This is a genomic window from Lentibacillus sp. Marseille-P4043, assembly GCF_900258515.1.
Classification (GTDB): domain Bacteria; phylum Bacillota; class Bacilli; order Bacillales; family Amphibacillaceae; genus Lentibacillus_C.
This window is the reverse complement of sequence record NZ_LT984884.1, coordinates 3645006-3669804: the sequence shown is the minus strand read 5'-3', so window position 1 is coordinate 3669804 and position 24799 is coordinate 3645006. Positions and strand designations below refer to the sequence as shown.

26 protein-coding genes, 1 other RNA gene and 1 pseudogene are annotated in these 24799 nt (G+C 38.6%); 21 read left to right on the top strand and 7 right to left on the bottom strand.

Annotated features, from left to right (window positions below; translation table 11 throughout):
- Nucleotides 1-41 precede the first annotated feature (41 nt).
- Entirely contained in the window at nucleotides 42-1778 is a 1737-nt protein-coding gene (locus C8270_RS18225; RefSeq protein ID WP_106498205.1) for a methyl-accepting chemotaxis protein, read from the top strand.
- A 123-nt stretch (nucleotides 1779-1901) separates the two neighbouring features.
- On the opposite strand, the gene C8270_RS18220 is transcribed toward C8270_RS18225, so the two are convergent.
- Nucleotides 1902-2411, bottom strand: coding sequence for a spore coat protein (locus C8270_RS18220; protein WP_106498204.1), 510 nt, complete (start codon nucleotides 2409-2411; stop codon nucleotides 1902-1904).
- A gap of 157 nt (nucleotides 2412-2568) precedes the next feature.
- On the opposite strand from C8270_RS18220, the gene C8270_RS18215 reads away from it, so the two are divergent.
- The 12 genes and pseudogenes from C8270_RS18215 (at nucleotide 2569) to C8270_RS18170 (ending at nucleotide 13554) form a co-directional block, all read left to right on the top strand.
- Nucleotides 2569-3396, top strand: a complete 828-nt coding sequence (locus C8270_RS18215) for a halocarboxylic acid dehydrogenase DehI family protein (protein WP_106498203.1) — start codon at nucleotides 2569-2571, stop codon at nucleotides 3394-3396.
- Between the two features lie 80 nt (nucleotides 3397-3476).
- Nucleotides 3477-4856, top strand: coding sequence for an FAD-binding oxidoreductase (locus C8270_RS18210; protein ID WP_106498202.1), 1380 nt, complete (start codon nucleotides 3477-3479; stop codon nucleotides 4854-4856).
- Between the two features lie 226 nt (nucleotides 4857-5082).
- Nucleotides 5083-5511 (top strand): hypothetical protein, encoded by a 429-nt coding sequence (locus tag C8270_RS18205; RefSeq protein ID WP_106498201.1) that lies wholly within the window; start codon nucleotides 5083-5085, stop codon nucleotides 5509-5511.
- A 544-nt stretch (nucleotides 5512-6055) separates the two neighbouring features.
- Nucleotides 6056-6985 (top strand): hypothetical protein, encoded by a 930-nt coding sequence (locus C8270_RS18195; protein WP_106498199.1) that lies wholly within the window; start codon nucleotides 6056-6058, stop codon nucleotides 6983-6985.
- A 126-nt stretch (nucleotides 6986-7111) separates the two neighbouring features.
- On the top strand, nucleotides 7112-8182 hold the full coding sequence (locus tag C8270_RS18190; RefSeq protein WP_106498198.1) for a M42 family metallopeptidase: 1071 nt from the start codon (nucleotides 7112-7114) through the stop codon (nucleotides 8180-8182).
- Between the two features lie 85 nt (nucleotides 8183-8267).
- Nucleotides 8268-8504, top strand: coding sequence for a hypothetical protein (locus C8270_RS20135; RefSeq protein WP_158701772.1), 237 nt, complete (start codon nucleotides 8268-8270; stop codon nucleotides 8502-8504).
- Between the two features lie 182 nt (nucleotides 8505-8686).
- Nucleotides 8687-9864: pseudogene (locus tag C8270_RS18185) on the top strand (IS256 family transposase).
- Between the two features lie 196 nt (nucleotides 9865-10060).
- Nucleotides 10061-10228: a hypothetical protein gene (locus tag C8270_RS20130; protein ID WP_158701771.1), complete on the top strand. Its 168-nt coding sequence runs from the start codon at nucleotides 10061-10063 to the stop codon at nucleotides 10226-10228.
- A complete protein-coding gene (locus tag C8270_RS20125; RefSeq protein WP_158701770.1) occupies nucleotides 10225-10437 on the top strand; it encodes a hypothetical protein in 213 nt (70 codons plus the stop codon). Before C8270_RS20130 ends, C8270_RS20125 begins: the two co-directional genes overlap by 4 nt.
- Nucleotides 10438-10550: 113 nt before the next feature.
- Entirely contained in the window at nucleotides 10551-12155 is a 1605-nt protein-coding gene (locus C8270_RS18180; protein WP_106498197.1) for an acyl-CoA synthetase, read from the top strand.
- A 243-nt stretch (nucleotides 12156-12398) separates the two neighbouring features.
- Nucleotides 12399-12854, top strand: coding sequence for a PaaI family thioesterase (locus C8270_RS18175; RefSeq protein ID WP_106498196.1), 456 nt, complete (start codon nucleotides 12399-12401; stop codon nucleotides 12852-12854).
- A gap of 136 nt (nucleotides 12855-12990) precedes the next feature.
- Nucleotides 12991-13554, top strand: coding sequence for a Uma2 family endonuclease (locus C8270_RS18170; protein ID WP_106498195.1), 564 nt, complete (start codon nucleotides 12991-12993; stop codon nucleotides 13552-13554).
- 127 nt (nucleotides 13555-13681) lie between these two features.
- Here the strand turns inward: C8270_RS18170 and C8270_RS18165 are convergent, their stop codons facing one another.
- Nucleotides 13682-14146 (bottom strand): hemerythrin domain-containing protein, encoded by a 465-nt coding sequence (locus C8270_RS18165; protein ID WP_234028591.1) that lies wholly within the window; start codon nucleotides 14144-14146, stop codon nucleotides 13682-13684.
- A gap of 1944 nt (nucleotides 14147-16090) precedes the next feature.
- Between C8270_RS18165 and ltrA the strand changes: the two genes are divergently transcribed.
- The 4 genes from ltrA (at nucleotide 16091) to ssrS (ending at nucleotide 18455) form a co-directional block, all read left to right on the top strand.
- Nucleotides 16091-17407: a group II intron reverse transcriptase/maturase gene (ltrA, locus tag C8270_RS18160; protein ID WP_106498194.1), complete on the top strand. Its 1317-nt coding sequence runs from the start codon at nucleotides 16091-16093 to the stop codon at nucleotides 17405-17407.
- 355 nt (nucleotides 17408-17762) lie between these two features.
- Nucleotides 17763-17903, top strand: a complete 141-nt coding sequence (gene sspL / locus C8270_RS18155) for a small, acid-soluble spore protein L (protein WP_106498193.1) — start codon at nucleotides 17763-17765, stop codon at nucleotides 17901-17903.
- A 31-nt stretch (nucleotides 17904-17934) separates the two neighbouring features.
- Complete coding sequence (locus C8270_RS18150; RefSeq protein ID WP_106498592.1) at nucleotides 17935-18186, top strand: sporulation protein; 252 nt, start codon at nucleotides 17935-17937, stop codon at nucleotides 18184-18186.
- An 83-nt stretch (nucleotides 18187-18269) separates the two neighbouring features.
- Nucleotides 18270-18455: non-coding RNA, 6S RNA (gene ssrS, locus C8270_RS18145), on the top strand.
- Nucleotides 18456-18600: 145 nt separating this feature from the next.
- Here ssrS and C8270_RS18140 read toward each other — a convergent pair.
- Nucleotides 18601-18915, bottom strand: coding sequence for a hypothetical protein (locus tag C8270_RS18140; RefSeq protein ID WP_106498192.1), 315 nt, complete (start codon nucleotides 18913-18915; stop codon nucleotides 18601-18603).
- A gap of 230 nt (nucleotides 18916-19145) precedes the next feature.
- Here C8270_RS18140 and C8270_RS18135 point away from each other — a divergent pair, with 230 nt between their 5' ends.
- On the top strand, nucleotides 19146-19517 hold the full coding sequence (locus tag C8270_RS18135; RefSeq protein WP_106498191.1) for a VOC family protein: 372 nt from the start codon (nucleotides 19146-19148) through the stop codon (nucleotides 19515-19517).
- 65 nt (nucleotides 19518-19582) lie between these two features.
- Here C8270_RS18135 and C8270_RS18130 read toward each other — a convergent pair whose 3' ends face one another.
- Both C8270_RS18130 and C8270_RS18125 read right to left on the bottom strand, forming a co-directional pair.
- The gene (locus C8270_RS18130) at nucleotides 19583-20539 is read right to left on the bottom strand and encodes a DMT family transporter (RefSeq protein WP_106498190.1); all 957 of its coding nucleotides are present in this window, start codon (nucleotides 20537-20539) and stop codon (nucleotides 19583-19585) included.
- A gap of 394 nt (nucleotides 20540-20933) precedes the next feature.
- A complete protein-coding gene (locus C8270_RS18125; protein WP_106498189.1) occupies nucleotides 20934-21116 on the bottom strand; it encodes a hypothetical protein in 183 nt (60 codons plus the stop codon).
- Nucleotides 21117-21522: 406 nt separating this feature from the next.
- Here C8270_RS18125 and C8270_RS18120 point away from each other — a divergent pair, with 406 nt between their 5' ends.
- Together C8270_RS18120 and C8270_RS18115 are read left to right on the top strand one after the other, a co-directional pair.
- A complete protein-coding gene (locus tag C8270_RS18120; RefSeq protein WP_234028590.1) occupies nucleotides 21523-21777 on the top strand; it encodes a hypothetical protein in 255 nt (84 codons plus the stop codon).
- A gap of 152 nt (nucleotides 21778-21929) precedes the next feature.
- Entirely contained in the window at nucleotides 21930-22406 is a 477-nt protein-coding gene (locus C8270_RS18115; RefSeq protein WP_158701769.1) for a hypothetical protein, read from the top strand.
- 98 nt (nucleotides 22407-22504) lie between these two features.
- On the opposite strand, the gene C8270_RS18110 is transcribed toward C8270_RS18115, so the two are convergent.
- The gene (locus C8270_RS18110; protein ID WP_106498186.1) at nucleotides 22505-23074 is read right to left on the bottom strand and encodes a hypothetical protein; all 570 of its coding nucleotides are present in this window, start codon (nucleotides 23072-23074) and stop codon (nucleotides 22505-22507) included.
- Between the two features lie 141 nt (nucleotides 23075-23215).
- Nucleotides 23216-24151: an NADP-dependent oxidoreductase gene (locus C8270_RS18105; RefSeq protein ID WP_106498185.1), complete on the bottom strand. Its 936-nt coding sequence runs from the start codon at nucleotides 24149-24151 to the stop codon at nucleotides 23216-23218.
- 134 nt (nucleotides 24152-24285) lie between these two features.
- Between C8270_RS18105 and C8270_RS18100 the strand changes: the two genes are divergently transcribed.
- Nucleotides 24286-24789 carry a DNA-deoxyinosine glycosylase gene (locus C8270_RS18100; RefSeq protein ID WP_106498184.1) on the top strand — a complete coding sequence of 168 codons (504 nt, stop codon included), beginning with the start codon at nucleotides 24286-24288 and terminating at the stop codon, nucleotides 24787-24789.
- Nucleotides 24790-24799 lie beyond the last annotated feature (10 nt).

The following is a 24799-nucleotide window of genomic DNA, read 5'->3' as shown; positions in this document are numbered from 1 at the left end:
GAAAAAATTCCCACTACACTTAAAGTAGGAGGGGATTTTTTATGCTATTCACGACGAAGTTAAAACAGAACGATCACATAACCCCATTAAAAGACAGTGATATTTCAATTAATGATGTTGAATCTACAAGGGAGCTATTAAAGTTATGTCAGCTTTCAGAAAAAGATTTAAATGCCTTGGCGAAAATTGATGACATAATGGAGGAACATGCATCAACCATTGCCGAGCGGCATTACAACATGATTATGATGATTCCGGAGATCAAGGAAATTTTTAATGATAATACAACTTTTAAAGCATACACAACGTTAATCACAAAGTATTTCCAACAGTTGACAAAGCCAAAACTTGATGCTGATTATATTGAATATCGTAAAAAAATTGGCCGAATACATAGCCGTATCCATTTGACAGATGAATGGTATATCGGGTCGTATGTTCGTGTGTATGAATATTTGTTTCCATTAATTGTTGCCAGATTTCATTCCAAACCAAATGAGCTTGCAGATGTTTTGGTTGCATTAAATAGAATTATAACGTTTGATTCGTTGATCGTTTTAAATGCATATCAAGAAGCGAATGATTTTTACATGGTGGAAAACATCAATAAAGTGATGGAAAGTGTGATCGGGGCGGATAAAGTTAGTGGTTTGCTTCATGATGTTGACGCAACTGTAACGGAAACGTCAAGTATCAGTGATGCCGCCAGCGAACTTAGTGATTCTGTCCAACAAGTTGCCGATAATGCGACAACCGTATCGGGTAATACTGTGAAAATGATCGAAGAGTCACAAAAGGGTCATGACATTATTCAACAGACACTAACTGGTTTTACAAAAATGGCGGATGATTTTACTCAAATGCAGAATAAGATCAGTCATTTGATAAATGATGTGAAAGAGATTACCAATATTGTAGAGTTGATTCAAAATATTGCCGATGAAACGAATTTGTTGGCACTTAACGCCTCGATTGAAGCAGCCCGCGCTGGTGATAGTGGACGTGGCTTTTCTGTTGTAGCCAATGAGGTTCGCGGATTAGCCGAACAGACGAAACAATCGGTTAACCAAATAAGTAAGACGATTCAAGGCATTCAATTTGATTCTGGTGATGTTGGCAATACTGTGGAAGAAATGTCTGCCTCTTTATCCAAGCAAGTAGAACAAGCTAATAATGCGATTGCAATGATGGAAAAAATGATGGAAAAAATCGAGGAAGTGGGTGATTCAACGAGCAGTATTGCAGCCATTGCCCAAGAACAATCGGCGGCAACACAGGATATTACCGATCGGATTTTTGTCATTCACGATCATACCGAAAAGATAAAAGACAAAACAAACACAACCGGAAATTCCATTTATCAAGCAAGTCGGGAAGTCGATGAGCTTAGGAAAGAAGTTATCAGTGTCATTCCAGAATTAACCTCTGGACAGCTTTTGCGTGTCGTCCAAACGGAGCATCGTTTATGGAATTGGTGGTTATACAACAGGTTGCTTGGATACCATACGGAGCAACGTGAGAAAACCAGTTTAGCTGATTGTCGTTTAGGAAAATGGATGGAACAAATGAAACAAGAAAATCAGCCGATCACAACATTGGCAGCGTTCAAGGCACTGGAAAAACCACACCATGATGTGCATCGTAAAATGGAGGAAATTTACCGGTTAATAGAACACGGACAGATTGATGAGGCTGATCAGGAAATGGCCGAATTTAAATTATTGTCCAACCAGGTTATCGAAGCGGTAAAAGCATTACAGGGAGAAGTTAGTGTATAAAACAATAGGAACGGTCCAGTCATGATTGGGCCGTTCTTATTGTCCCCGTATTCTTTTTTTGTTTGTCTTTGAATGTAATTTCCAGCTCCACCTATAGAAATGAGCAGTTAAATAGCACACGTTTTATTTGTAGTGCATTTCTAAAGCCATATGTGCATTTTTTAGGTCATTTTTCAGTAGCTTTTCCAGATTATACGCTGGATAGAGTCCTTTATCATACATATAAGAAAAGATTTTTGCATGCGCTTGGATTGCCTTTTGTAAATGTTTTGTTAATGTTTCTCGTAACACCGGTGTAGCAGTCTCAGTTATTGCTGCTGCATACGCTTTTACAGCAGTTTTAGATAAAATTAACAAATCCCCAGCGTAGAAACCCTTGCCTAAATTTCGAGCTTCTGATTCTTCCTCATCATCCCGAGGTGCCAATGAATAAAATTGTATTAACTCCTTGATGTTATTTTCATAATCTTTAATGCATTGGACATAAAGGTTGTGGAGCATATCATCCTTCACGTCCCCTACAGAATTTTTTAATTTCATTAAACCAATCGATTGAAAAGCTACAAGTTCATGTATTTCCAATGTTTCATGCCAGGCAAGGTGCTTAGGTTCGTTCTTACGTGATGATTCCATAATAAAAATGTCCTCCTTTATACTAGTCAATTTCACTATATTCAAGGCACTTTAAATAGGAACCGGAAAAGAATTTTTTGGGCGAATGTCATATGGATGAACAAAAATTTTAGGAAGGAATACAAATGTATGGATCTTAACTGTTAGGGGGATGGAGATGCCATATGATTATGGGGTACCGGAAATTTACGAATTTGATGCAAAGGGTAATCTGAATCATCTGTACCATGATATTCAGTTTGTTTTAAAAGTTCCAGTTGTTAATTTTATTTTTAGAACGTTGGCCCTTTATGAAACGTTTTTAAGTATTGCTTGGGGCCAAGTACGTCCCAATATGCTGACAAACGAGATGGAAGCAGCAGCGAGACAGCTTAGGTACCCAAATTTAACTGTTGATGTGCCAAAAATAAATTGGAATTATGTATATGATTTATCAACAATTGAACGGATCAAGCGGGTTATTTTTACATTCAATTATGTCAATCCAAAACTGTTATTGATAGCTTGTTCCTGGGCGGAGAGTTTGAGTAATCGACCGATACGGGGCAGTCAGAATTATAGTGAATTGAATAAACCTGGAGTAATAGAAGGGTTACCGAAAATTCATCTCGTAAATCTGAACGATACAGATTTTTATGTGCAACGTCTACTCGCAGATATTATGAAAACACATCATGCATATGATGCGGCAAGTGATTATCGTGCGCTAGCAAATTATCCGGAATTTTTGTCGGAAAGCTGGAAAGGTCTGAAGCCATATGTTGGGTCAAACGAATACAACTTGCAAAAAGCGAATCTGAAAACAGAGGCGATTGAACTTGTCCATGATCGAATGGCATTTCCGGTTACAGTAAATCCGGATTCATTACATCGAATATATAATTCCGAGGACATAGCTGGGATTATGGCGATTGTTTCCATGTTTCAAAACCTCCTTCCTTCTCTAATTATTGAAGGGGAATATTTTAGGCGAATGATAGATTAAGCATCATCATTCATTTGTATCTTATGTTACGATAAGAATAGGATTTTTGACTATTCGCTAAAATGAAGGGGATGTAACTTTTGAAACTATTCGAAGAACTGCAGCAATTATTAGCGCCTGATCGGGTGACAAACAATGAAACGATTTTAGAACAGCATAGCAAGGATGAATCCTATCATACACCACATTTACCGGAAATCGTTGTGTTCCCGGAAAACGCAGATGAAGTCAGTCAAGTTATCAAACTAGCAAACAAGCATGATACAGCTGTTGTACCGTTTGGGTTTGGTTCAAGTTTGGAAGGCAATGCGATCCCGTATGATGCAGGAATCGTACTAGATTTTTCGATGATGAACAAAGTGCTTGAGATAAGAGAGGATGATTTTCTTGTCAAGGTACAGCCTGGTGTTACTCGCTCACAACTAGACAAAGAACTTAAAAAGTATGGCTTATTTTTCTCGGTCGATCCTGGAGCTGATGCTACACTTGGTGGGATGGCCGCAACGAATGCAAGTGGAACGACTGCGGTCAGATATGGTATCATGCGGGATCAAGTTCGTGACTTGGAAGTTGTTCTTGCTGATGGTTCCATTATTCATACAGGTAATTTAGCTGCAAAGTCATCCTCAGGTTATCATTTGAACGGTCTTTTCGTCGGTTCGGAAGGGACGTTAGGCTGTTTTACCGAATTAACGTTAAAGGTTTATGGAATTCCTGAACATGTCATGGCTGCAAGGGCTTCTTTTGCCAGTGTTGATAATGCAGTTGAAGCGGTGATTGCCATTTTACAAGCTGGTATTCCGGTAGCAAGAGTCGAACTTGCCGATGAGCAATCAATCAAGCAAATGAATCTTTTTAGTGACACGAATTATAAAGAAGTACCTACATTATTTTTAGAGTTTCATGGGAATGAAGCGGGACTTAACCAAGATGTGGAATTCACCAAAGAGATTGTATATGATCGTAACTGTCAGGATATAGAATTTGAAACGGATACTGCGGGCAGAAATCGTCTCTGGGAAGCTCGCCATAATGTAGCATATGCTTATATTCATGGTCATCCAGGAAAGAAACAGATGGTAACGGACGTCTGTCTACCAATCTCTGAGTTAGCGGGTGCGATAAAAGACGCTAGAATTGCAGTTGAACAATCAGGGCTTGAAGGTGGAATCGTCGGTCATGTTGGTGACGGTAACTATCATATCCTTTTGATGGTTGATGTGAATGATCCAAAAGATATTGAAAAAGCAACTGCTGTAAATGAACACATCGTTGATTATGCCCTTGCTAGAGGTGGCACATGTACTGGTGAACATGGCGTTGGTGTCGGTAAGCAAAAATATCAGCAAAAGGAACATGGCCAATCACTTGATGTCATGCGGAAAATTAAACAAGCGTTAGATCCAGCCGGTGTGTTCAATCCGAATAAAGTTATCGGGACTCGTCCTCCTGTCCGCTAACTGTGGGTTTGTAATAAAATTGTATCGTTTATAAAAAAGATGTATCGTTTTCCCCTTTGGATATGCTTGTCCAAAGGGGCTTTCATGGTAAAAATACATAAGGTATTATTTCTTTAAAGGGTCAGATGATTGAAAACACTTGGTAGTTGATAATAAGAGATTGTGAACGAATGTACTTAAAGTAAAGTGGCAGATTTCTTCAAGAAAGGATTGAGATAAGTATTATATGAAAAAAGGTATAGTTTATTTTTTAATAGTGTTTATTATGTTAACAGGATGTTCAATCACAAGTGAAAAAGATAAGGAACAAAGAATAACAGTTAGTGCAGTTTCAATTGGAGCTGTTGAACCTGAACAATCAAATTTTGACAAACAAAAATTGACATATGAAATTACAGTTGCAAATGAAGATGATATAAGTATTGTTCATACTGTTAATGTAATCCCATCAATGGATATAAAAGAAAGACTTATTGAAATTAAAAAACAAGGTATAAAATATAATGAAGATACTATTGAAATTAACGGAGAAATTATCATTGATTCAAAGGGACTTACAAAGGAAGAAATTGCAAACCTTGCACACATAAAAGGATTACAATTTATTGGAGATAACAATAAAGAGTACCTATTAGTTAATAATTTGGCTGAATAAAATATCATTAAATCTTATTGTCACAACTGGTGCTTTTCTTAAAGAAGGAGTATCCTTTTTGTTGAATTTTATAGAAAGAAGGGGTGCTAAAATGAAGAAAAAGATTAATATTTGGTCATTTGTTTGTTCAATAATTTGTGTTTTCTTTTTTTGTAATTTCTTTTTCTGGTCCAATTGATTATTCCAGGTGCACACCCCATAAATTTGGTCTTATATATTACGTAAATAACTTTCTTTTTAGGAGTATTAGGTTTTTCGGGGATTGAAGGTTGGAAAGGAATAGCAAGGAGTATAGCCACTATAATACTGACTTTGACATTATCAGCTTTTTTGACTTTCATTATTTTCTTTGGGAATTTAATAAGCTAACTGGTGCAATAGTGGAAAAGGTACTGCATTCCTGCTGCCACTACAGGTGTAGGTTGGTCAAACATTGAAACGTTTCTCTAGATAAGGCAGACAGTTTAACATTTTGGTGGAAATAGAAAAATAGAATAGTCCATAGATGTTCAGCAAGTTAGTGGATAGAAAAGGGGGACATTAAATGAAAATACGATATACAGAGGAACTTTTAAAAGATGTTATTCAACAGCAGATATTCCCTGATGCACCAGAAGAAATTTCAGCGTTTTCTCTGGATCATCTAGTAATAGGTTACTTAAAAAAAGCAAACGGTGAGAAATCTCATGTGAGTTGCGTCCTTGATGTAGATAAGCATGGAATATTAGCTATATTAATGGACGGTTTTCGTGCAGATAAAGCCAAAGGATATCAGCATTTTAAATTTGCCGATATGCAGGGAATCAAAATCAAGAAGGGGATGCTTAACTACTTCATTACTTTACAGTTTACGGATGGGGCAAATTATGTTTTTCAGGTAACGAAACGAAGTATGAAGCACCTCCCAAATCAAAATCGAAACATGGAATATATTACTTCCGTCCTTAACGAACAAAATTTACATGAAATGAAAAGTACCATTTATAAGAAAAAAGTCATGGAGAATAAAATAATTTCTTCAATATACATAGTAACACTAATCCTTTTTGAGATAATAGCGGTGAATCTTTCCCTGGATTACGCTCCCAATAATATTTTTTTGATGATAATCATCGTTATTTCAGCTGCGATTATTCATTTTATCCTGTGCATGATAGCTGCACTGTTTCTTGATATGCAAAAAGATAAACATTTTGCCAAAGAATATAACCAAATCATCAAGGCATATCAGGAAACGAATAATGCAGAAGTATTTTTAAATGAGCTGACGAGTATGAAAAATCCGCCTAAAGAGATACAGTCAGCAAATGCATATTATTTTAGTATGTCAACTGCATTGTATAAAAATAATAGAATAGAAGAAGCCTTATCCTATTTAGATGAAATTCAAACAACAGACAGAGATCTTCAAAAGACTGTTGAAGAGCAAAGAAAATGGATGAAAGATGAAGAGATTAGTAATATTCACAAATAATATAAAGCAAGAGTCCCCACAAAATATAGTTCATGTCTAAAGTGACGGGGAAACAGATCACAAATACGCATAAAGTATTTTCGCTTATCCATACTATACGTAAATACGAAATGAATAGGTGAAGATATGGATTTATTAAGAGAATTGACGCAAGCACAAAGCGCATCAGGTTACGAAAATGAAGTCCGCCAGATTATGCAACAAGAATTGGAGCAAATAAGCAATGACATCTTGTATGATCATACAGGAAGCATCTATGGGAAAAGGGAAGGAAATCCATCTGGACCGAGTATCATGCTTGCCGGTCACATGGATGAAGTTGCTTTTATGGTAAAAGGAATTAATCAGAACGGATACCTTCGTTTCACCCCGCTTGGAGGCTGGTGGGATCAGGTAATGCTGGCACAACGTGTATCGGTAATTACGAAAAAGAAGAAGTTTACCGGCGTAATAGGTTCAAAGCCACCACATTTACTGCAGCCCGAAGAAAGAAAAAAGGTATTTCCAATGAGAGAAATGTACATTGATATTGGCGCACACAGTAAAGAGCAGGTTGAAAAGTGGGGCATCCGAGTTGGGGATCCCATTGTACCAATTTGTCCGTATGAAATGATGCATGATAATGATACGGTTTTATCAAAGGCACTTGATAACCGAATTGGCTGCTATATGGCTGTTGAAGCCGCGAAACAACTAAGTAGAACAGACCATCCGAATACCGTTTATGCGGGTGCGAATGTACAGGAAGAAGTTGGATTACGCGGGGCTGAAACCTCACCATATGCTGTGGAACCGGACGTTGCAATTGTACTTGATGTCGGTGTTGCGCAAGATACTCCTGGCACAAGCAGTGATGATGTTGATCACCCAGAATTACGCAAGGGACCACTTGTGACTTTTCTGGATGCCTCAATGATACCGAATATTCGTTTCCGCGATTTAGTGGTTAATACGGCAGAAAAAAATAACATCCCTTATCAAATTGAGGTAATGACTGGTGGCGGAACAGATGCCGGGAAAATACATATGTACAAACAAGGCGTTCCCACCATTGTTATCGGAGTTCCAATACGCTATATGCATAGTCATGTATCACTCGCTAGCAAACAAGATATTGAAAACGGCGTAAAGCTGCTCGTTGAGGTTATTAAACAGTTAAATTCAGACACGTATGCATCACTAATAAATTATAAATGAATCAACAAAAACCTGGTTCTGATGAGGAGCCAGGTTTTTTGTATAACATTTTCGGAATCAACAGCATGAACGCCGGAGCGAGCGCATGAAACATCAGCGGGAGAGTAGAAACATCAGCCCGAGGGCAGGAACATCGGCCCGAAAGCAGAAACATCGGCGCGAAAGCAGGAACATCGGCGCGAAAACATGGAACATCAGCCCGAAAGCAGCAACATCGGCGCGAAAACATGAAACATCGGCCCGAGAGTGGAAACATCAACGATTAAGTCTATATAATTGTGTAAAAAGGATAAACAAAAAAGGTCATATTAATTCCTTATGATACAATGTTTTCAACCACGATAAACAAGGTAGGAGGAATTAATAATGACCCAGTTACAGTTTAACCTAGACNCAACGATTAAGTCTATATAATTGTGTAAAAAGGATAAACAAAAAAGGTCATATTAATTCCTTATGATACAATGTTTTCAACCACGATAAACAAGGTAGGAGGAATTAATAATGACCCAGTTACAGTTTAACCTAGACTTTGAAAAAATAAAACAGGAAGTCTTTCAATCTGATTTAAATGATGTTGTAAAATCATCTATCGTTCTATTATTTAATGAGTACATGGAGATGGAAAGAAACCAATATATGAAGAGCGCCCCATATAAACGGGAGGAGGATCGAAAGGATTACAGAAACGGTTACTATGAAAGGGATTTGGTTCTTAATATAGGAAAGGTAAAATTAAAAGTTCCACGTACTCGCAGCGGGGAATTTTCAACGTAGCTATTTGAAAAATATAAGCGTTGTGATAAAGCCTTTTGCTTTCCATGTTGGAAATGGTAATCAACGGTGTCTCTACCCGTAAAGTTACGAAAGTCGTCGAGCAGCTTTGCGGAGAAAAGGTATCTAAATCGATGGTATCCGGGCTAACCAAGAAGCTGGATCCTATTGTTAAGGAATGGGCTCAAAGACCTCTAAATCAACAATATTATAACTATATTTATGTCGACGCGATGTGCATTAAAGTTCGTGAATATCACAGGGTGGTTTCCAAGGCCGTTTATATTGCTTTAGGAGTTAATAGCCAGGACAAAAGAGAAATTTTAGGATTTAAGGTAGCTAACACTGAATCTAAAGAAACCTGGAGTGTGTTTTTTAAATATTTGAAATCACGAGGACTCCAAGCACCAAAATTAGTTATATCTGATGCTCACGAAGGCTTAAAGGCAGCAATTACGGAAAGTTTCCTAAATACAAGCTGGCAACGTTGCACAGTACACTTTTTACGGAACATCATTAAAGAAATGCCTAAGAAAGGATCAAAAGAGGCACGTGATCATCTAAAGGAAATTTTCAAAGCACCTACAGCTAAAATCTCAAGAATGTTAAAAAATGAATTCATCGAGAAATACGAAGACGATAACAAGTATGAAAAGGCCATTAAAACGTTAGATGAGGGCTATGAAGATGCCGCTCAATTTTATACAGAGGATAAAGACACCCACGTCCATATACGAACTACAAATGTTCTGGAAAGACTAAATTCTGAAGTGAGAAGAAGAGAAAGTGTCATCCGAATATTCCCTAATATAGACTCTGCATTCCGTTTAATTGATGCAGTACTCATGGATTGCGATGAAGCAATGGATCCCGGTGAAAAAAGATTCTTTTATCGTGATGAAGATTAAGGCTGCTGTGTGGCAAAACGATAAGAAGTGTAAATCGGGAAAAATTCGTAAGGTTGGCAGATGAAAAAGTGGGGGATTTTGGCGCGAAAATTTTATTTGGTTGGGAAGGGGTACCCCTTCCCAACCAAATAAAATTAAACTATAAACCATAAATAGTTGAAATATTGTATCAAGGGATTTACACAATATTTAGGACTTGACTACATCAACCCGAAAGCAGCAACATCGGCGCGAAAACATGAAACATCAGCCCGAGAGCAGGAACATCAGCCCGAAAGCAGCAACATCGGCGCGAAAACATGAAACATCGGCCCGAGAGCAGGAACATCAGCCCGAAAGCAGCAACATCGGCGCGAAAACATGAAACATCGGCGCGAAAACATGAAACATCGGCTCGAGAGCAGGAACATCAGCCCGAAAGCAGCAACATCGGCGCGAAAACATGAAACATCTGCCCGAGAGCGGAAACATCAACCCGAATCGCAGGAACATCAGCCGGAGAACGGAAACATCAACCCGAAAACAGCAACATCAACCCGCGCACGATCCTCAAAAAATATTCCCAACTTTTAAAAGACAATTTATTCATTAGGTAAGAACACTTGCCAAGTACAGTTATCTGAAATAAAATAAAAGATGGAAAATTCAGTTCAAACAGTCAGCAAAATCATTTAAGGGGTGGGGACATGAATTCAAAAGTAAATGATGAGCTCACAAGTCTGTTGCAACGTGCGAGAAGGAACACATTGGGAGATCTGTTGGCAAGAACGCGGGATCGGACACCGGAAAAGCTTGCGATTAAATATGAGGATGAGCATTTGACGTATGCGGAATTGGATGATCTGGTAAATCAAACAGCACGGGCCTTTTTACAAAAAGGGATGCAAAAAGGGGAAATGATTACGGTTATGTCCAAAAACAGTTTGGACTTCGTTGTCGTCAATTTTGCTTTAGCGCGTATTGGAGCAGTCATGATTCCGATTAATTACATGCTGACGGAAGAGGACATTCAATATATTGTTGAACATGCCGAAGTAACTGGATTCATTGCATCGGCGGAATATGCCCCTGTACTAGACAAGGCATCGGGTAGGGCAAACATTGCTCATCGCTATTTAATGGATTTACCAGCTGCGTATGTGCCGATAAATGAACTTTCTTCTTGGCAGCTATTGTCAGCCATCCGGGATGGAATGCCAACGGATTTTGTTGATGCCGATATTACAGATGATACACTGGCTCACGTGCTATACACAAGTGGAACAGAATCCCGACCAAAAGGGGTGATGTTGTCACATAAATCGTTAGTGAGTGAATATGTCAGCTGTATTGTTGATGGAAAAATGGAAGCACGAGATATTGCCATCCATGCCCTGCCACTCTATCATAGTGCACAACTCCATGTGTTTTTAGGACCGAGTGTGTATGTAGGTTCTAGTGGAATTGTTCTTGGTGCAGCTAGCCCAGAACTTATTTTGCAAACGATTGAAGAAGAAGGAGCAACACAGCTGTTTGCACCGCCGACTGTCTGGATTGCACTTTTGCGGCATCCTGATTTTGAAAAACGTGATCTGTCGACGTTGGAGAAATGTTATTATGGTGCGGCAATTATGCCCCGGGAAATTTTAAAAGAATTGGCTGAACGCTTGCCAAATGCCCGTTTCTGGAATTTTTACGGTCAAACAGAAGTAGCGCCGCTTGCGACAGCTCTGCAGCCGGAAGATCAACTCCGCAAATTGGGTTCAGCCGGAACTGCTTCGTTAAATGTGCAAACGAAAATTGTTGACGAGAACGATAAGGAAGTAGCTCGTGGCGAGATCGGTGAAATTGTCCATCGCACCCCACACGCGATGAAAGGCTATTTACATGACCCTGAGAAAACTACTGAAGCCTTTCGTGGTGGATGGTTCCATAGTGGTGATCTCGGTGTGATGGATGAAGATGGTTATGTAACGATAATTGACCGAAAAAAAGATATGATTAATACTGGCGGCGTGAATGTTTCCAGTCGAGAAGTGGAAGAAATGATTTATCAATTGGAAGGAGTATCCGAGGTCGCTGTAGTAGGTATACCTGATGCTTACTGGATTGAGGCTGTTACAGCAATAATTGTGCCAAAAGCAGGGGCAAACCTGACAAAAGAAACAGTCCTGGAATTTTGTAAAGCCAATCTATCTACATTTAAAGCACCAAAGTATGTAGATTTTGCAGAAACCTTACCAAAAAATCCAAGTGGTAAAGTGTTGAAACGGTCATTGAGAGATCAGTATGACGGTCTTGGATCAAAATAATTAAAAAGATGGTTTAAAACAAGATGCTTAACGGTTTTATTTCAGGAGAATTAAATTACCTATTTAAATACACGTTATTTCACATTCGAAATAGCGTGTGTTTAATTTTCAGTAAGCCTATATAAAATAAATTGAATATTTGTGTTAAAATTAATATACAGATTTTTAAGATATGCTTAAGAAGGGAATGGAATAGCTTTTTTAGGAATTCATGAAACGAACAGAACAAAAGGGTGAATAATCGTGAGGAAGAAAATTGATGAATATCAAATTCATGAAAAACACTACGAAGAAATTTACAAACAAGTAAAAAACGATCCGTATGCACAAGCTTTAGGAATTGAGTTAACAAAATTTGCGGCCGGGTTTGCAGAAGCAATGCTAGAAGTGAAGAGTCATATGGTGAATGCATATGGAACTGTTCATGGAGCAGTTATATATGCTTTAGCAGATCATGCTTTTTCAGCAGCCTGTAATGCTTATGGAAAAACTTCAGTAGGACTCTCGACAACAATCCAGTTTATCGAAGCAGCTAAACCAGGCGATAAAATAGTTGCCTGTGCAACAGAAATAAGACGAAATTTCCGTACTGGCTTTTATAGAATTGACATACTTCATAAGGATAATCTTATAGCAACCATGGACGCAGTATCTTACCGAAAGGATCGTTATTTTGTTGAAATTGATAGAGAAGATTAAGTAGTGCAACAACTATTAATGAAGGATATCCTTATTCAATTAACGGAGGTTCAATATGGAATACCGGGCAATCCCATAAGAAAGCTCCGTCCTGTGATATAATAAGTAAATAAGTATACAAATGGAGGAGATTTGCATGAGTCTTCCCGAGGAAAAGAAAGTAAGTGTCGAAACCTTTTATAAAATGCGAGAAGAGACAGATCACTTATTGGAATTTGCTGATGGAATTGTTTTTATGTCACCATCTCCTTCAACGCGTCATCAACAGGTTTCCACCAGGCTACTGGCAAAATTGTTTAATTTTCTTGACGGCGGAAAATGCCAAGTTTTCGGTGCCCCTTATGATATTCATCTGTATAGGGATGACCTAGACGATACGAAAATATTCATACCGGATTTATCCGTTATTTGTGATGTTGAAGGACTGGAAGAAAATAGGTTTGTCGGCGTGCCTAAAATGATTGCTGAAATTCTTAGTCCATCTAACCAAAGTCATGATCTTGTAACAAAAATGGAAGCTTATATGAAATACGGTGTGAAAGAATATTGGGTAGTCAACCCGATGCTAAATGCGATTCAAGTATATGCTTTAACGGATGAACAAGTTTATCAACAAGTAGACATATTGAAGGGTAAAGGTGTAATTCAATCTACTGTATTGAAAGGGTTTCAGGTTGATTTGGAAGAAATTTTTCAATAATTTTCAGGATAACTAAAAGACATCAAAAGGCAAATCTTATCAAGGGGAGATAGGCACTTATGGAAGGTAATCCCTCAAATGCTTGGCAAAAGCTGATGAGGGATTAATATTGCTTTTTATGAGTAGTTTAATCATCAATATGTAAATAAGGTTTTAATTTTTGTAGTTCATGTTCCGGTAATGCCGCTTCTATCATGGGAAAGAGAACACGCTCTTCTTTTCTAATGTGTGTATCTAAAAGCTCGCCAAGGTTATTCATTAAGGAAACGAGATTATCTTCATATGTAAGGATTTGATGTACATGTGATCGAATGGTTACATGTTCCAATAACATTTCGGTTATTTCAGGCTGCTCAATAGATGTATATTGTACATAGACAGGTAGCAGAATCTCCTCTTCATCCCGAAAATGCTGGTTACCATCCTTTTCCCAAAAACGCTCAAGCTCACTTTTCAATTCATTCTCAGTCAACTCACTTTTTTCTGTTCCGATTCGTTTTAATTTTAATGCTAAAACTAATGCATGATGATGGTGGTGTGAAAGTGGGTATAACGATTCGTGCCGCTTAATCCCTTTATTGCGTTTAGCCATAATCTTACCTCTCCTAAAAAAGTTATTACTGATTCTAGTATACATTTTCCACCAATATAAAACACCTCCATGAACTTTGAATGGCGCATGGATTTGTAATTAATAATAAACGCTAAGTGCTGCAAGGTGTACAAACGGGTATAGCGGAATAAAGGTAACCGCTTTATGACACATGTTTAGTGCAAAGTAAAAGTCGAGAGTATTGCAAGGGGATTAAGCCGTTGCGACTTTATACGGAGAAGTGAGTATGATACCATGATCAACTTAGCCAAGCCTTATTACAGCTGGCTTCTTGGCTAATCACTCATGCTCACAGAGGCTCCGTGTCAAGTTGCAACATTCTCGATTTGTGATTGCAATTTTCTAAGAACTCGCATTGCAAAATACAACACATAAGCTATATAATGCGTAATAGTGAATATTACAAGGACTTCAATTGTTCTAATTAACAGAGGTGCTTGAATACGCTCCACCAGAATACTTCGCTGATAAGAATTTTCTGGATTGTGAGTAGTTGTTAATGATTTTAATATTAAGTGGTTTTCTTCTCCCACGGACAGAAAATCGGACTTAGGCTTGGGGGAAATGCGAGACTCCTGGAGCGACCGAGCATAGGTCGTAATATATAGCGGGTGGGATTCCCGTCGAGAAAGAATTAGCCATTCACTCGTAGCGAGTCTTGGAGGGCAGGTGGTAACGCACTGCCTTTAAGCGTAGACAGCAAGGTGGAGCAGCCGTCAAGGCTAAGAATCTAATGGAGTGAAAGTCTCCTGTCATCAATTAACCGGTTCGGATGACTAGCATATCCAATGCGTGGGGAGGTAACAAACTACGTTCTGCTTGGAAGTAAAAGTCACGGCAGCCTATTCTACACAGAGAGGATAAGGTTGGGATAGTCAGCGTGACAAGCAAACACAGAGGCTGGAAGGCTTTAACGAATACTGCAGTCCCGAAATCTACGCCCCTCAATGAAGCTATCCGAGGGATATTTGCTTAGCGTCGACCTTTGCCTAGTGGGGGAAGACCGATGTCTTACAGGAAGTAACGGTTAAAAGCACTGTAAGAGCAGCCGGGGCATGGGTTCCTGCATCTGTGGAAAGATTCTTAGAGATAACGACGGGAAGGTCCTACTTCTAATTGATATGGTACTAATCAATGAAGACTTGTCATATAAGAGGCACAATAGAAATTGACAAGATGATTTAGGACTGGCGCATGAGGACGTAGTAGCTATGAGGAAAGGGTAATTCCTTTCTAAGAGTAAGTAAATTACACTTCTATCAGGGTAACACCTATGATAGAGCGAAGGACCTCTGGGCACTTGGATTGCAAGGACAACAAGACTCGGAGCTTGTAATGAACTCCAGGCTAGTATAAAAGTAAACCATTAATTGATGGGGGAATATGTGTACCTACATTTAATCCTGCGGTTAATTGGGAAGGCTTGTATATGATTTATCCAAGGTCAGAACCGGACTCGGGAAAACCGACCGTCCGGGATCGCAGGGGGGCTACTGGAAACGTAATTCTAATGAATGTGCGCGCCAGTTTTCTACCCGACAATGGGCCGTAAGCCAAGCGGTTGAAGGGATTGAGCTTCGAAATTCGTGTTAAATGGGAAGGCTGATGTGTTCAGGAGCCCAGAAGGCAATATTGTTATTCTCGTTAACGGCAAGAGAATAATGACTTCCCCGGAGTCGATGACCTTGGCACGTTACACATTGATATATTACGGCAACTCGGGAGATCCTTTAGGTCCCTCTAGTAAAATGAGAAGGGTAATGACGAACAAGCGATAATAAAGTGAGGGCTGTCAAATGCTTAAAGGAAGTCGGATAGCAGCATAGTACCAATGAAGTCGGGTAACGCTGATGGAGGGAAGGCTCGCTACCTGTCACCGCCCTTGAAAGGGAAACATTAACTGCACACAGAGGTGGATATGTAATGGAAACGAAACTAACAAGGATAGCAGAATTAGCGAAAGCAGATCATGATATGGTTTTCACTTCTCTGGCACATCTACTTAACAAGGATTATCTCAAACAATGCCATCGTGAACTTCCAAGTGGTAAAGCAACAGGTATAAACGGTATCACCAAGGAGGACTATGGTAAAGACCTTAACGAAAACATTGAAGGTTTAGTGGAACGTCTCAAAAAGAAGGCTTATCGACCAGTCCCGGTCAAACGGACTTATATCAATAAGCCAGGAACAAAGAAGAAAAGACCATTAGGCATTCCCGACCACGAGGATAAAGTTGTACAACGGGGGTTAGCGAAAATTCTTAACGCTATCTATGAGAATGATTTTCTCGACTCCTCTTTTGGCTTTCGACCATCTAGAAGCTGTCATGATGCACTGAAGATACTTAATATGTATATCGAGAAGCGTAAAACAAATTACGTTGTCGATGCCGATATTAAGGGTTTCTTTGATAATGTTGACCATGAATGGATGATGAAATTCCTCAAGCATCGTATCAACGACCCAAGCCTTCTAAGAATTATCGCGAGATTTCTAAAAGGCGGATACATGGAGGAAGGTAAATACTTTGATATAGACAAAGGAACACCTCAAGGGGGTGTCATTTCACCTATTCTAGCTAATGTGTATCTGCACTATGTCTTAGACTTATGGTTTGAGAAGGCGGTTAGAAAGAAATGTAAAGGTCAAGCTTATATGGTTCGATATGCAGACGACTTTGTGTGTTGCTTTCAATACAAAAGTGATGCCGAAGCCTTCTATTCAGCTCTTATCAAACGACTGCAAAAGTTTAATCTTGAAGTTGCAAAGGATAAAACGAAAATCATTACCTTTGGACGGTTCGTTGAAAAAGATGGGCAAGGCAAACCACCAACATTCGACTTCTTGGGCTTTACTCACTACTGTAGCAAAAGCCAGAAAGGGAAGTTTCGTGTTAAACGAAAAAGCAATCGAAAGAAAGTAAATAACAAGCTAAAGAACCATAAGGAATGGCTCAAAACTCATCGAAACATGGATATTAAAGTCATCATGGATAGATTAAAACGGTCACTCAATGGTTATTACAATTACTATTGTATCACGGACAATTTACTAGCTGTGGAAAACTTTCTTGATCGTGTTAAGCAGATATTGTTTAAGTGGATGAACCGAAGAAGTCAACGGAAATCTTTTAGCTGGGATAAATTTATCTTATTTCTTAGAAGATATCCGTTACCTAGACCAAAGATTAAAGTGAACATATATGAACTAAAGAAAGACATTAACTATATTCTGTGAAAGATGGTAGGAAGAGCCGTGTGCAATAATACTGCACGCACGGTTCTGTGAGGAGTTGAGGAGCACGCCCGCCAAGTGGGCGTCGCTCCCGCTTACTCGACTGGGAAAGGAACTGTCTGAAGACCCCGCAGTGAGCGGTTTTTGCTCGCGAGGAGGCTGAAGCGTTCCCCACGGAAAGCGTGTATTTCCCCCAAGCCGCGATTTCCACTCATCTTGTAAAGAATGAGAGGAAGTCACATAAAAGTTACTGCGCATTTTATATCAACTGCGAAATAAAAAGCAACAAACATTACGAAAATATCCTTAGAATATAAACCTAACAAATTTGCAACACTAATCACAGGAGGTGTTTTCAATGAGTGAAAAAGAAAATAATTGGAAGAAGCGTAGACCGGATTCTAGTGTTAATCCACAGGGTCTAACGGAGGATGAAGCAAATCAAAGGCCAAAATCGCAACTGGAACAACGGGCTAAAAAGCGAAACACAAAAATTTAATACTGCAATTTTCGCTAAGAAGGTGATTCAAATCGATCATACATTAGATTACTTACGTGAATCGTTATCAAACTATATTGAAAATGATCTATGTCAACAAATTTATGAAAAAGTGGAATCAAGGAATTATAGTAGCGAAGAAGAGTTTGTGCGTGATTTGGATGATGATGAAATGTCCTATTTAAATGCGATGTTGGAAAGGGAAATAAATTACGCAAAAAATGTCCAAAATGATAGCAGGGTAAAGGAACTGAATGAGGTCTATGAATTGTTAGTACTTTAATACATCAATGACCCAAACGTGTTTTTTAATAAAATGGGTAAAAATACCATTGAAATATCCTGCATGAAGATGTACTATATAAATACAAGCTACGATGTTCGTAATCATAATAAGTTTTAACCTCTAATGTGATAATAGGGAGTTTTAGATCGGAGCTCTAATGTCGGGCCGCCCTGAGCGGAAGACAGGAAGGTTTCTGCAAACACCCACTTTGTGAAGTGGTGGTTTAAAACTTTTTATATAACAATTACGGCACTTGTGGCTGTTAACTACAACTATGACAGACCAGTTTCTTATTAGGAACTGGTCTTTTTACATACAAAACATCCATGAACATAATCTTTTAAACATGAAAGGAAAAACTTCTCAAAAAAGAAGAGATCAAGCCATTACTAGGCGTGATCTCCTTTTCAATTAAGCTGTTTTCAATGTGATTCCAATACTCTCTAGTTTTCTTTTTGACTCTTCACTTGCAGGTCGATAGCCTTTTTCAATAAGTTCTTTTATGTAGATTTTGTTATAAATGAATGAAAAAATGATGGAAATAATCCATGTACCCATACCTGCTGTTATAATTGCGACGGCTACTGCAGCAACGAACATAATGGCAGCCCATTTTAAATCTCCTCTAAATAATGCAGGGAAAAAACCAAAAAAGAATGTAGTCCAACTAAAACCAACTTTAACCTCTTTAAATAATCCAATTTCATTTTCCAGACTTGCCTTCATTAATTTCACCTCCTAAAAATCAACTTTAACCTGTAACATCAATTGAGCATATTACATGTATAGTTCAATTATACTATATTTTTTATATTTAGTTAACACATACCGCCAATATATTTACCGAACTATAGGAAAAGTCGTATAAGTAAAACTTTACATAGTTGATCGTAAAAGAGTATTATACATTCCTTCTTCATAACGATAAGATAAAACATAGAAGAGGAGGAAGTTATATGTCGTTTCAAATTGATAAAATTGACCATGTACAGCTTGCAGCACCAATTGGCGGGGAAGACCATGCGAGAACGTTTTTCCAAGGATTGTTGGGCTTTCAGGAAGTAGCCAAACCGAAGTCATTACAAAAACGTGGAGGAGTTTGGTTCCAACTAGGTTCCATCCACTTACACATTGGCGTTGAAAAAGATTTTCGACCTGCTGAGAAAGCACATCCAGCATTTCAGGTTGAGGATATTGAGGCGTTGAAAACGTATTTGCGTATGTGTAATGTGACATTTACGGAGGATGAAAACCTTCCAAAAGCGAATCGGTTCTACCTTTATGATCCATTTGGGAATCGGTTGGAATTTTTGGAATGGCTGGATTAATAACCTCCTAGAAACGAAAAGACGAACATTACGTTAGTCCTTTCGTTTCCATCTAGAGGCCTATTTTAATTATTTCCTGATACTTTCACGTGACTAAGTTCCTTTTTTCGTTGTCCTATTGCAGATACAACACTATGTAAAATCATTCCTACAACCACTAGTGCCATCCCGGTAAATGAGATTGGGCTTGGCAGTGGTGCATTCAAGATGAGTAACTCTCCAAATAAGGCAAAAACAACTTCACCAGATTGTGTCGCTTCAACAGCAGCTAGTTTTTGATTATCATGGTTGACCAGTTCCGTTGCATAGAAAAATAGTACCGTAGCGATGATTCCAGAAGACACTGCCACAATAAACGTTTGTAAAATTTGGCTTGAGCTCGGTAGTCCTTGGGTAGCCAACCCATAGATCGATAACACAATCCAAAATGGCATGCTTGCAATTGTCATACCAAAAATCCGTTGAAATGTATTTAAATCACCGTTTACGACCTGCATCATTTTCCGATTGCCAAGTGGATAACTAAACGCAGAAACGATTAAAGGGATGACACACAGTATAACGCTTGTTATCGAGACAGAAGATGCGTGTTCCATCTGCATAATAAAGACTCCTGCTAGTATAACCAGTGAAATGAAGACACTCTGAATTGGAATGCGCTGTTTTTTCTTTTTACTTAAAAATGGTACAAGCAAAGACCCGGCGATGATTGTGATTTGAAATGTTGCCGCAACAAGCCAACCTGGGCCATAAATGGTTGCAAATGTAAGTGGTGCATAAAACAGTCCAAACCCAACCGTGCTCCAAATGGTCCATGCGACAGGCTGCTTTTTTATGTGCGCGATAACAGGTTTTATATTTTTTTGATATCCAACGATGATGAACAGCATTGGCAACATAAATAGAAAGCGAAGTGATGCACTCCATGCCCAGCTTCCGCCCTCCAATTCCATTGATCGATTTAGGATAAATGTTACGGAAAAAAATAAGGCCGCCAAGATACCAATTCCTGTTGCTTTCATTGTCTCCCTCCAAATCCTTGTAAGTATGTTTATCAATAATCATATCAGAAAGGGAATTAAAATAGTTTAAATTTTACATAAAAATTACGATGACAATCATATATTTATATTCAATTATTAAATTTGAAAGGGGGGTGGAACATGGGTGTCAAATTAATAAAGGCTGTTTTCTAAAGGATAGTTGTTTATGACACATAAGCTATATAATGCGCAATAACTTTTATGTGACTTTCTTCCATTCTTTATAAGACGAGTGCTAAACCGGCGCTGCGGAAAAATACTCGCTTTCCATGGGGAACGCTTCAGCCTCCTCACTCNGTTGTTTATGACACATAAGCTATATAATGCGCAATAACTTTTATGTGACTTTCTTCCATTCTTTATAAGACGAGTGCTAAACCGGCGCTGCGGAAAAATACTCGCTTTCCATGGGGAACGCTTCAGCCTCCTCACTCGCAAAGAACACTCGTTGCGGGGTCTTCAGACTGTTCCTTTTCCCATTGGAGTCTCGCATTTTTCCGCAGCTTAGAATAGCTTTCTGTTCAAGGGGTAAAAAATCGTGTAATGCAAATTCCATGGCTTTCCTCTTTTGATAATTAAAACACTACTACCAGCGGAGGCAGAATACTCCGCTAGTAGTAGTTCCCTGATTTTTGTGTAGATATAGCATGTGTATCAAGTAATAGCACCTACTAGCGAAGGGAAAACACGGAGACTCCTGCGGGAACAGCACGTGTCTGAAGACTTCGAAGCGGCGGTTTTCCGCTTCGGAGGCTGAAGCCGTGCCCGCGGAAAGCGTAGTGTTTTTCCCGTAGCGGTTGTCAAAGCTCCGTACTTGATTTCTAGTTATTGCACATAATCCTTCATATACGAAGTTAAAAGCAACAAAGTTTATGAAAACAGCCTTAATAAAAATTTCGGTTGTGTATTTTATGATTGGGATTTCTTTTTGGTTATATATGTCCGCTATGCATGTGTTTTCCATGACAATCGTACATGTTTTACTTGGTTGGATGTCACTTGGTATTGCTGAGACTTTTTATGTAATTTTTCCTCAACTTGCCGAAACAACTGCAGCAAAGGGCCATTTTTGGCTGCATAATATTGGTCTGCCGGTTATGATGATTAGTATTGCTTTGGCAATTTTAGGCGCAGGGTCAGTATTTTTCCCAATTGCTACGATTGGAGGGGCGCTTACGGTTATTGGAATCTTTTGTACTTTGTACTGCGGAATTTAGGTAGTGTAGCTGGTAGATAGGGACGATAATGAGTAATGGAATAGTGTGTAATGGAGGGGTTTTTGCTGTGGCAGAAATCCTTTTCATGTTTTTGGGGGTCATTAATATCTGCTATAATTGGGTTCGGAACTGAATGAAGAAAGGGTGGAAGCTTGCGGAAATTTTTATTGATCGTTGGTGTCTTTTGCTTATTAGTGGGATGTAGTCCGGAAAAAGAGTATTACATGTCTATGACTGGTGATAGTGACAACTGGCGAATCGAGAATTACCAAATTGAAATAACGTCAGATTCGTTTAAAGCTGGGAACGGAAAATTATTCATGAAGGGGACCGACGAATATAAGACTGATTCTTTTTCAATCGAAGCCCATGCTATCATGAATAATGAGGATAAAGTAATTAGTCAGTTTAGCTCATCGGCTTATACGGGTGATGGGATGAATATCGCGGGAAAGCAGGATACTGGAGCGATCGATAGTGGTGCTTACTTAAATGAAGATGGGGATCCGATCACACTGGATGACATTAATAATGTATATGTCATGGTTGAATGGTGGGATCAGGACAAAGAGAAGGATATGGAGGAACGTATTGATTTGTATGATGCAGCAGATCGTATTGGTGAGTAACGATCAAAAGAGGAAAGATTAGCAACGGATTTTAATTACTATTTTCCTCTCTGATCCAAATGTTTATCTATAAACCACAAAAGATCTGGTTAACGGCATTACGCTTTTGCTTTTTTATTTCTAAACCAAAGAAAAAGTTTTGTAAACCAATATGCAATAAACGAAACTGCAACATCAATAAAGAACAGATAAGTTAAATTCATCCCCTTATTTACTTTTAAGAGATCAACCGCCAAACTGAACGAACCAAAACCATATGCAAACACAAGTGCTCCAATAATCGCAACTACATAAAAATTTTTTTTGTAGTTCATGCAATATTGATACAATAGCATGAACGTTATAGGCAATAAAACAGCTGCTATGTTAACACCAGTAGGAATAATGTAAGTAAGGCTATGTGGATAAACAAAATAGTTAGCCGATGATAAACTACTACCTATATTTATCCATAATACGTGAATGGTATAACCGAAGAAACAAATTTCGAATAATCGTTTCCTATCGATCACGAAATATAAAATTAAAAGCGGAATTATGACACTTGCAATATTGAACCAAAAGTACCATGTATCAACGCCTGAAAATGCATGCCAATATTCACTTATTAGTTTTTGAAGTTGGTCCTTTTGTTCGTAGATTTTGTCATACAGTTGTTCTTCGCTCATCGTATAATCCTCCCGAACCAATATTACTATGTCATGTAGTATTCGTTTTAGCTTTCCTATTTATACGCTGATTAAAAACGAGCTTAGATTGCCTCTAAGCTCGTAATTTGATATATCTATTTTCTCTTTTTTCGGCTAGTATTACTTTATTTTAATCACAATTTTTCCTTTTGCGTGATGTGACTCGCTAAGTTCATGGGCAAGCCGCAATCCATCCTGGTTAAATGGGAAGGTGTGTCCAATATTTGCTTTAACTATTCCTGTTTCTAAAAGTTGACCGAGTTCGGCGAGTTGCTTGCCATCTGGCTCTAACCAGAGAAAGCCTGCTGTTATCCCTTTCGATGCAGCCAAATTATCATCTGGTGGTTGAGCAATCGACACTAATTTCCCGCCTTTTTTTAAGACGGCAAAGCTCTTTTCTTGAATGGCTCCTCCCATGGTGTCGACAACAATATCGTAATCTTTGAGAATCTCTTCAAAATTTTCTTCCTTGTAATTAATAAATTTATCCACACCGAGTTCGTTTAGAAATGCTTCGTTTTTTCCGCTTGCTGTTGACGCTACATATGCTCCGAAATGTTTGGCAATTTGAATCGCAAAACTGCCAACACCGCCTGAACCTGCATGAATGAGTACCTTGTCGCCCGCTTTTATTTTAGAAAAGTCGACAAGACATTGCCAGGCGGTTAATCCAGCCAGTGGAACGACTGCTGCTTCTTCAAAACTGATATTTTCCGGGATTTTTGCTAATAAATTCTCATCGACTGCTGTGTATTCCGCATATGTTCCATTGGGTGTTGTAGCAGGTCTTGCGAATACTCGATCACCGACATGGAAATTGGTAACATCAGAGCCGATTTCCTGGATAATTCCAGCAGCATCCCAACCTAAAATGATCGGAAACGCAAATGGTTCCCTTTCTTTTAAATATCCCTCGCGCAATTTCCAGTCGATTGGGTTGATTGAGGTGGCATATAATTCGATTCGCACTTGATTCGGCTTCATATCTGGCATCGGTACATCCCGCTCGATTAAATTATTTGCTGATCCATATTGGTCGATTACAATCGCTCTCATTAAAAAACCTTCCTTCTGCGTTTAATGTCGAAAAAAAGGGTATAACTTAATTAGAAGAAAACATATCATATATTTTCCCGTATTTCATTTTTCTAATCTTGTGTAGTATGCTGTCCTTTAGATGAGGTGATGAGATGCAGGAAAAGTTGAGATCGCTTCCGCCTATAGTAGCGGAGAATGCAAAAGTGCTTATTTTGGGGTCGATGCCAAGTAGAATGTCATTGGAAAAACAAGCATATTACGGAAATCCACACAATCATTTTTGGGGCATTTTATATGCGTTATTCAATCAAGAGCCATGTGAAACTTACGATGAAAAAATAGCGTTTATCAAACAACATCAGATAGCTTTATGGGATACGATCGGTACGTGTTTTCGTGAAGGAAGTTTGGATTCAAAGATTACGGGTGAAGAACCGAATGATATTATTGGCTTGTTGAAGGAGCAGCCAACTATTCGACTGATCGCCTGCAATGGAACAAAATCATTCCAGACGTTCTTGAAATATTTTAAAGGTGTAAATTTTGCTGCCATTGATGTGATCAAATTACCGTCAACAAGTCCTATTCCAGGGCGTTATACGAAATCGTTTGCTGGTAAAGTAGAAGAATGGAGAAGCATTTTAGCCTATTTATAATGGATAGTTT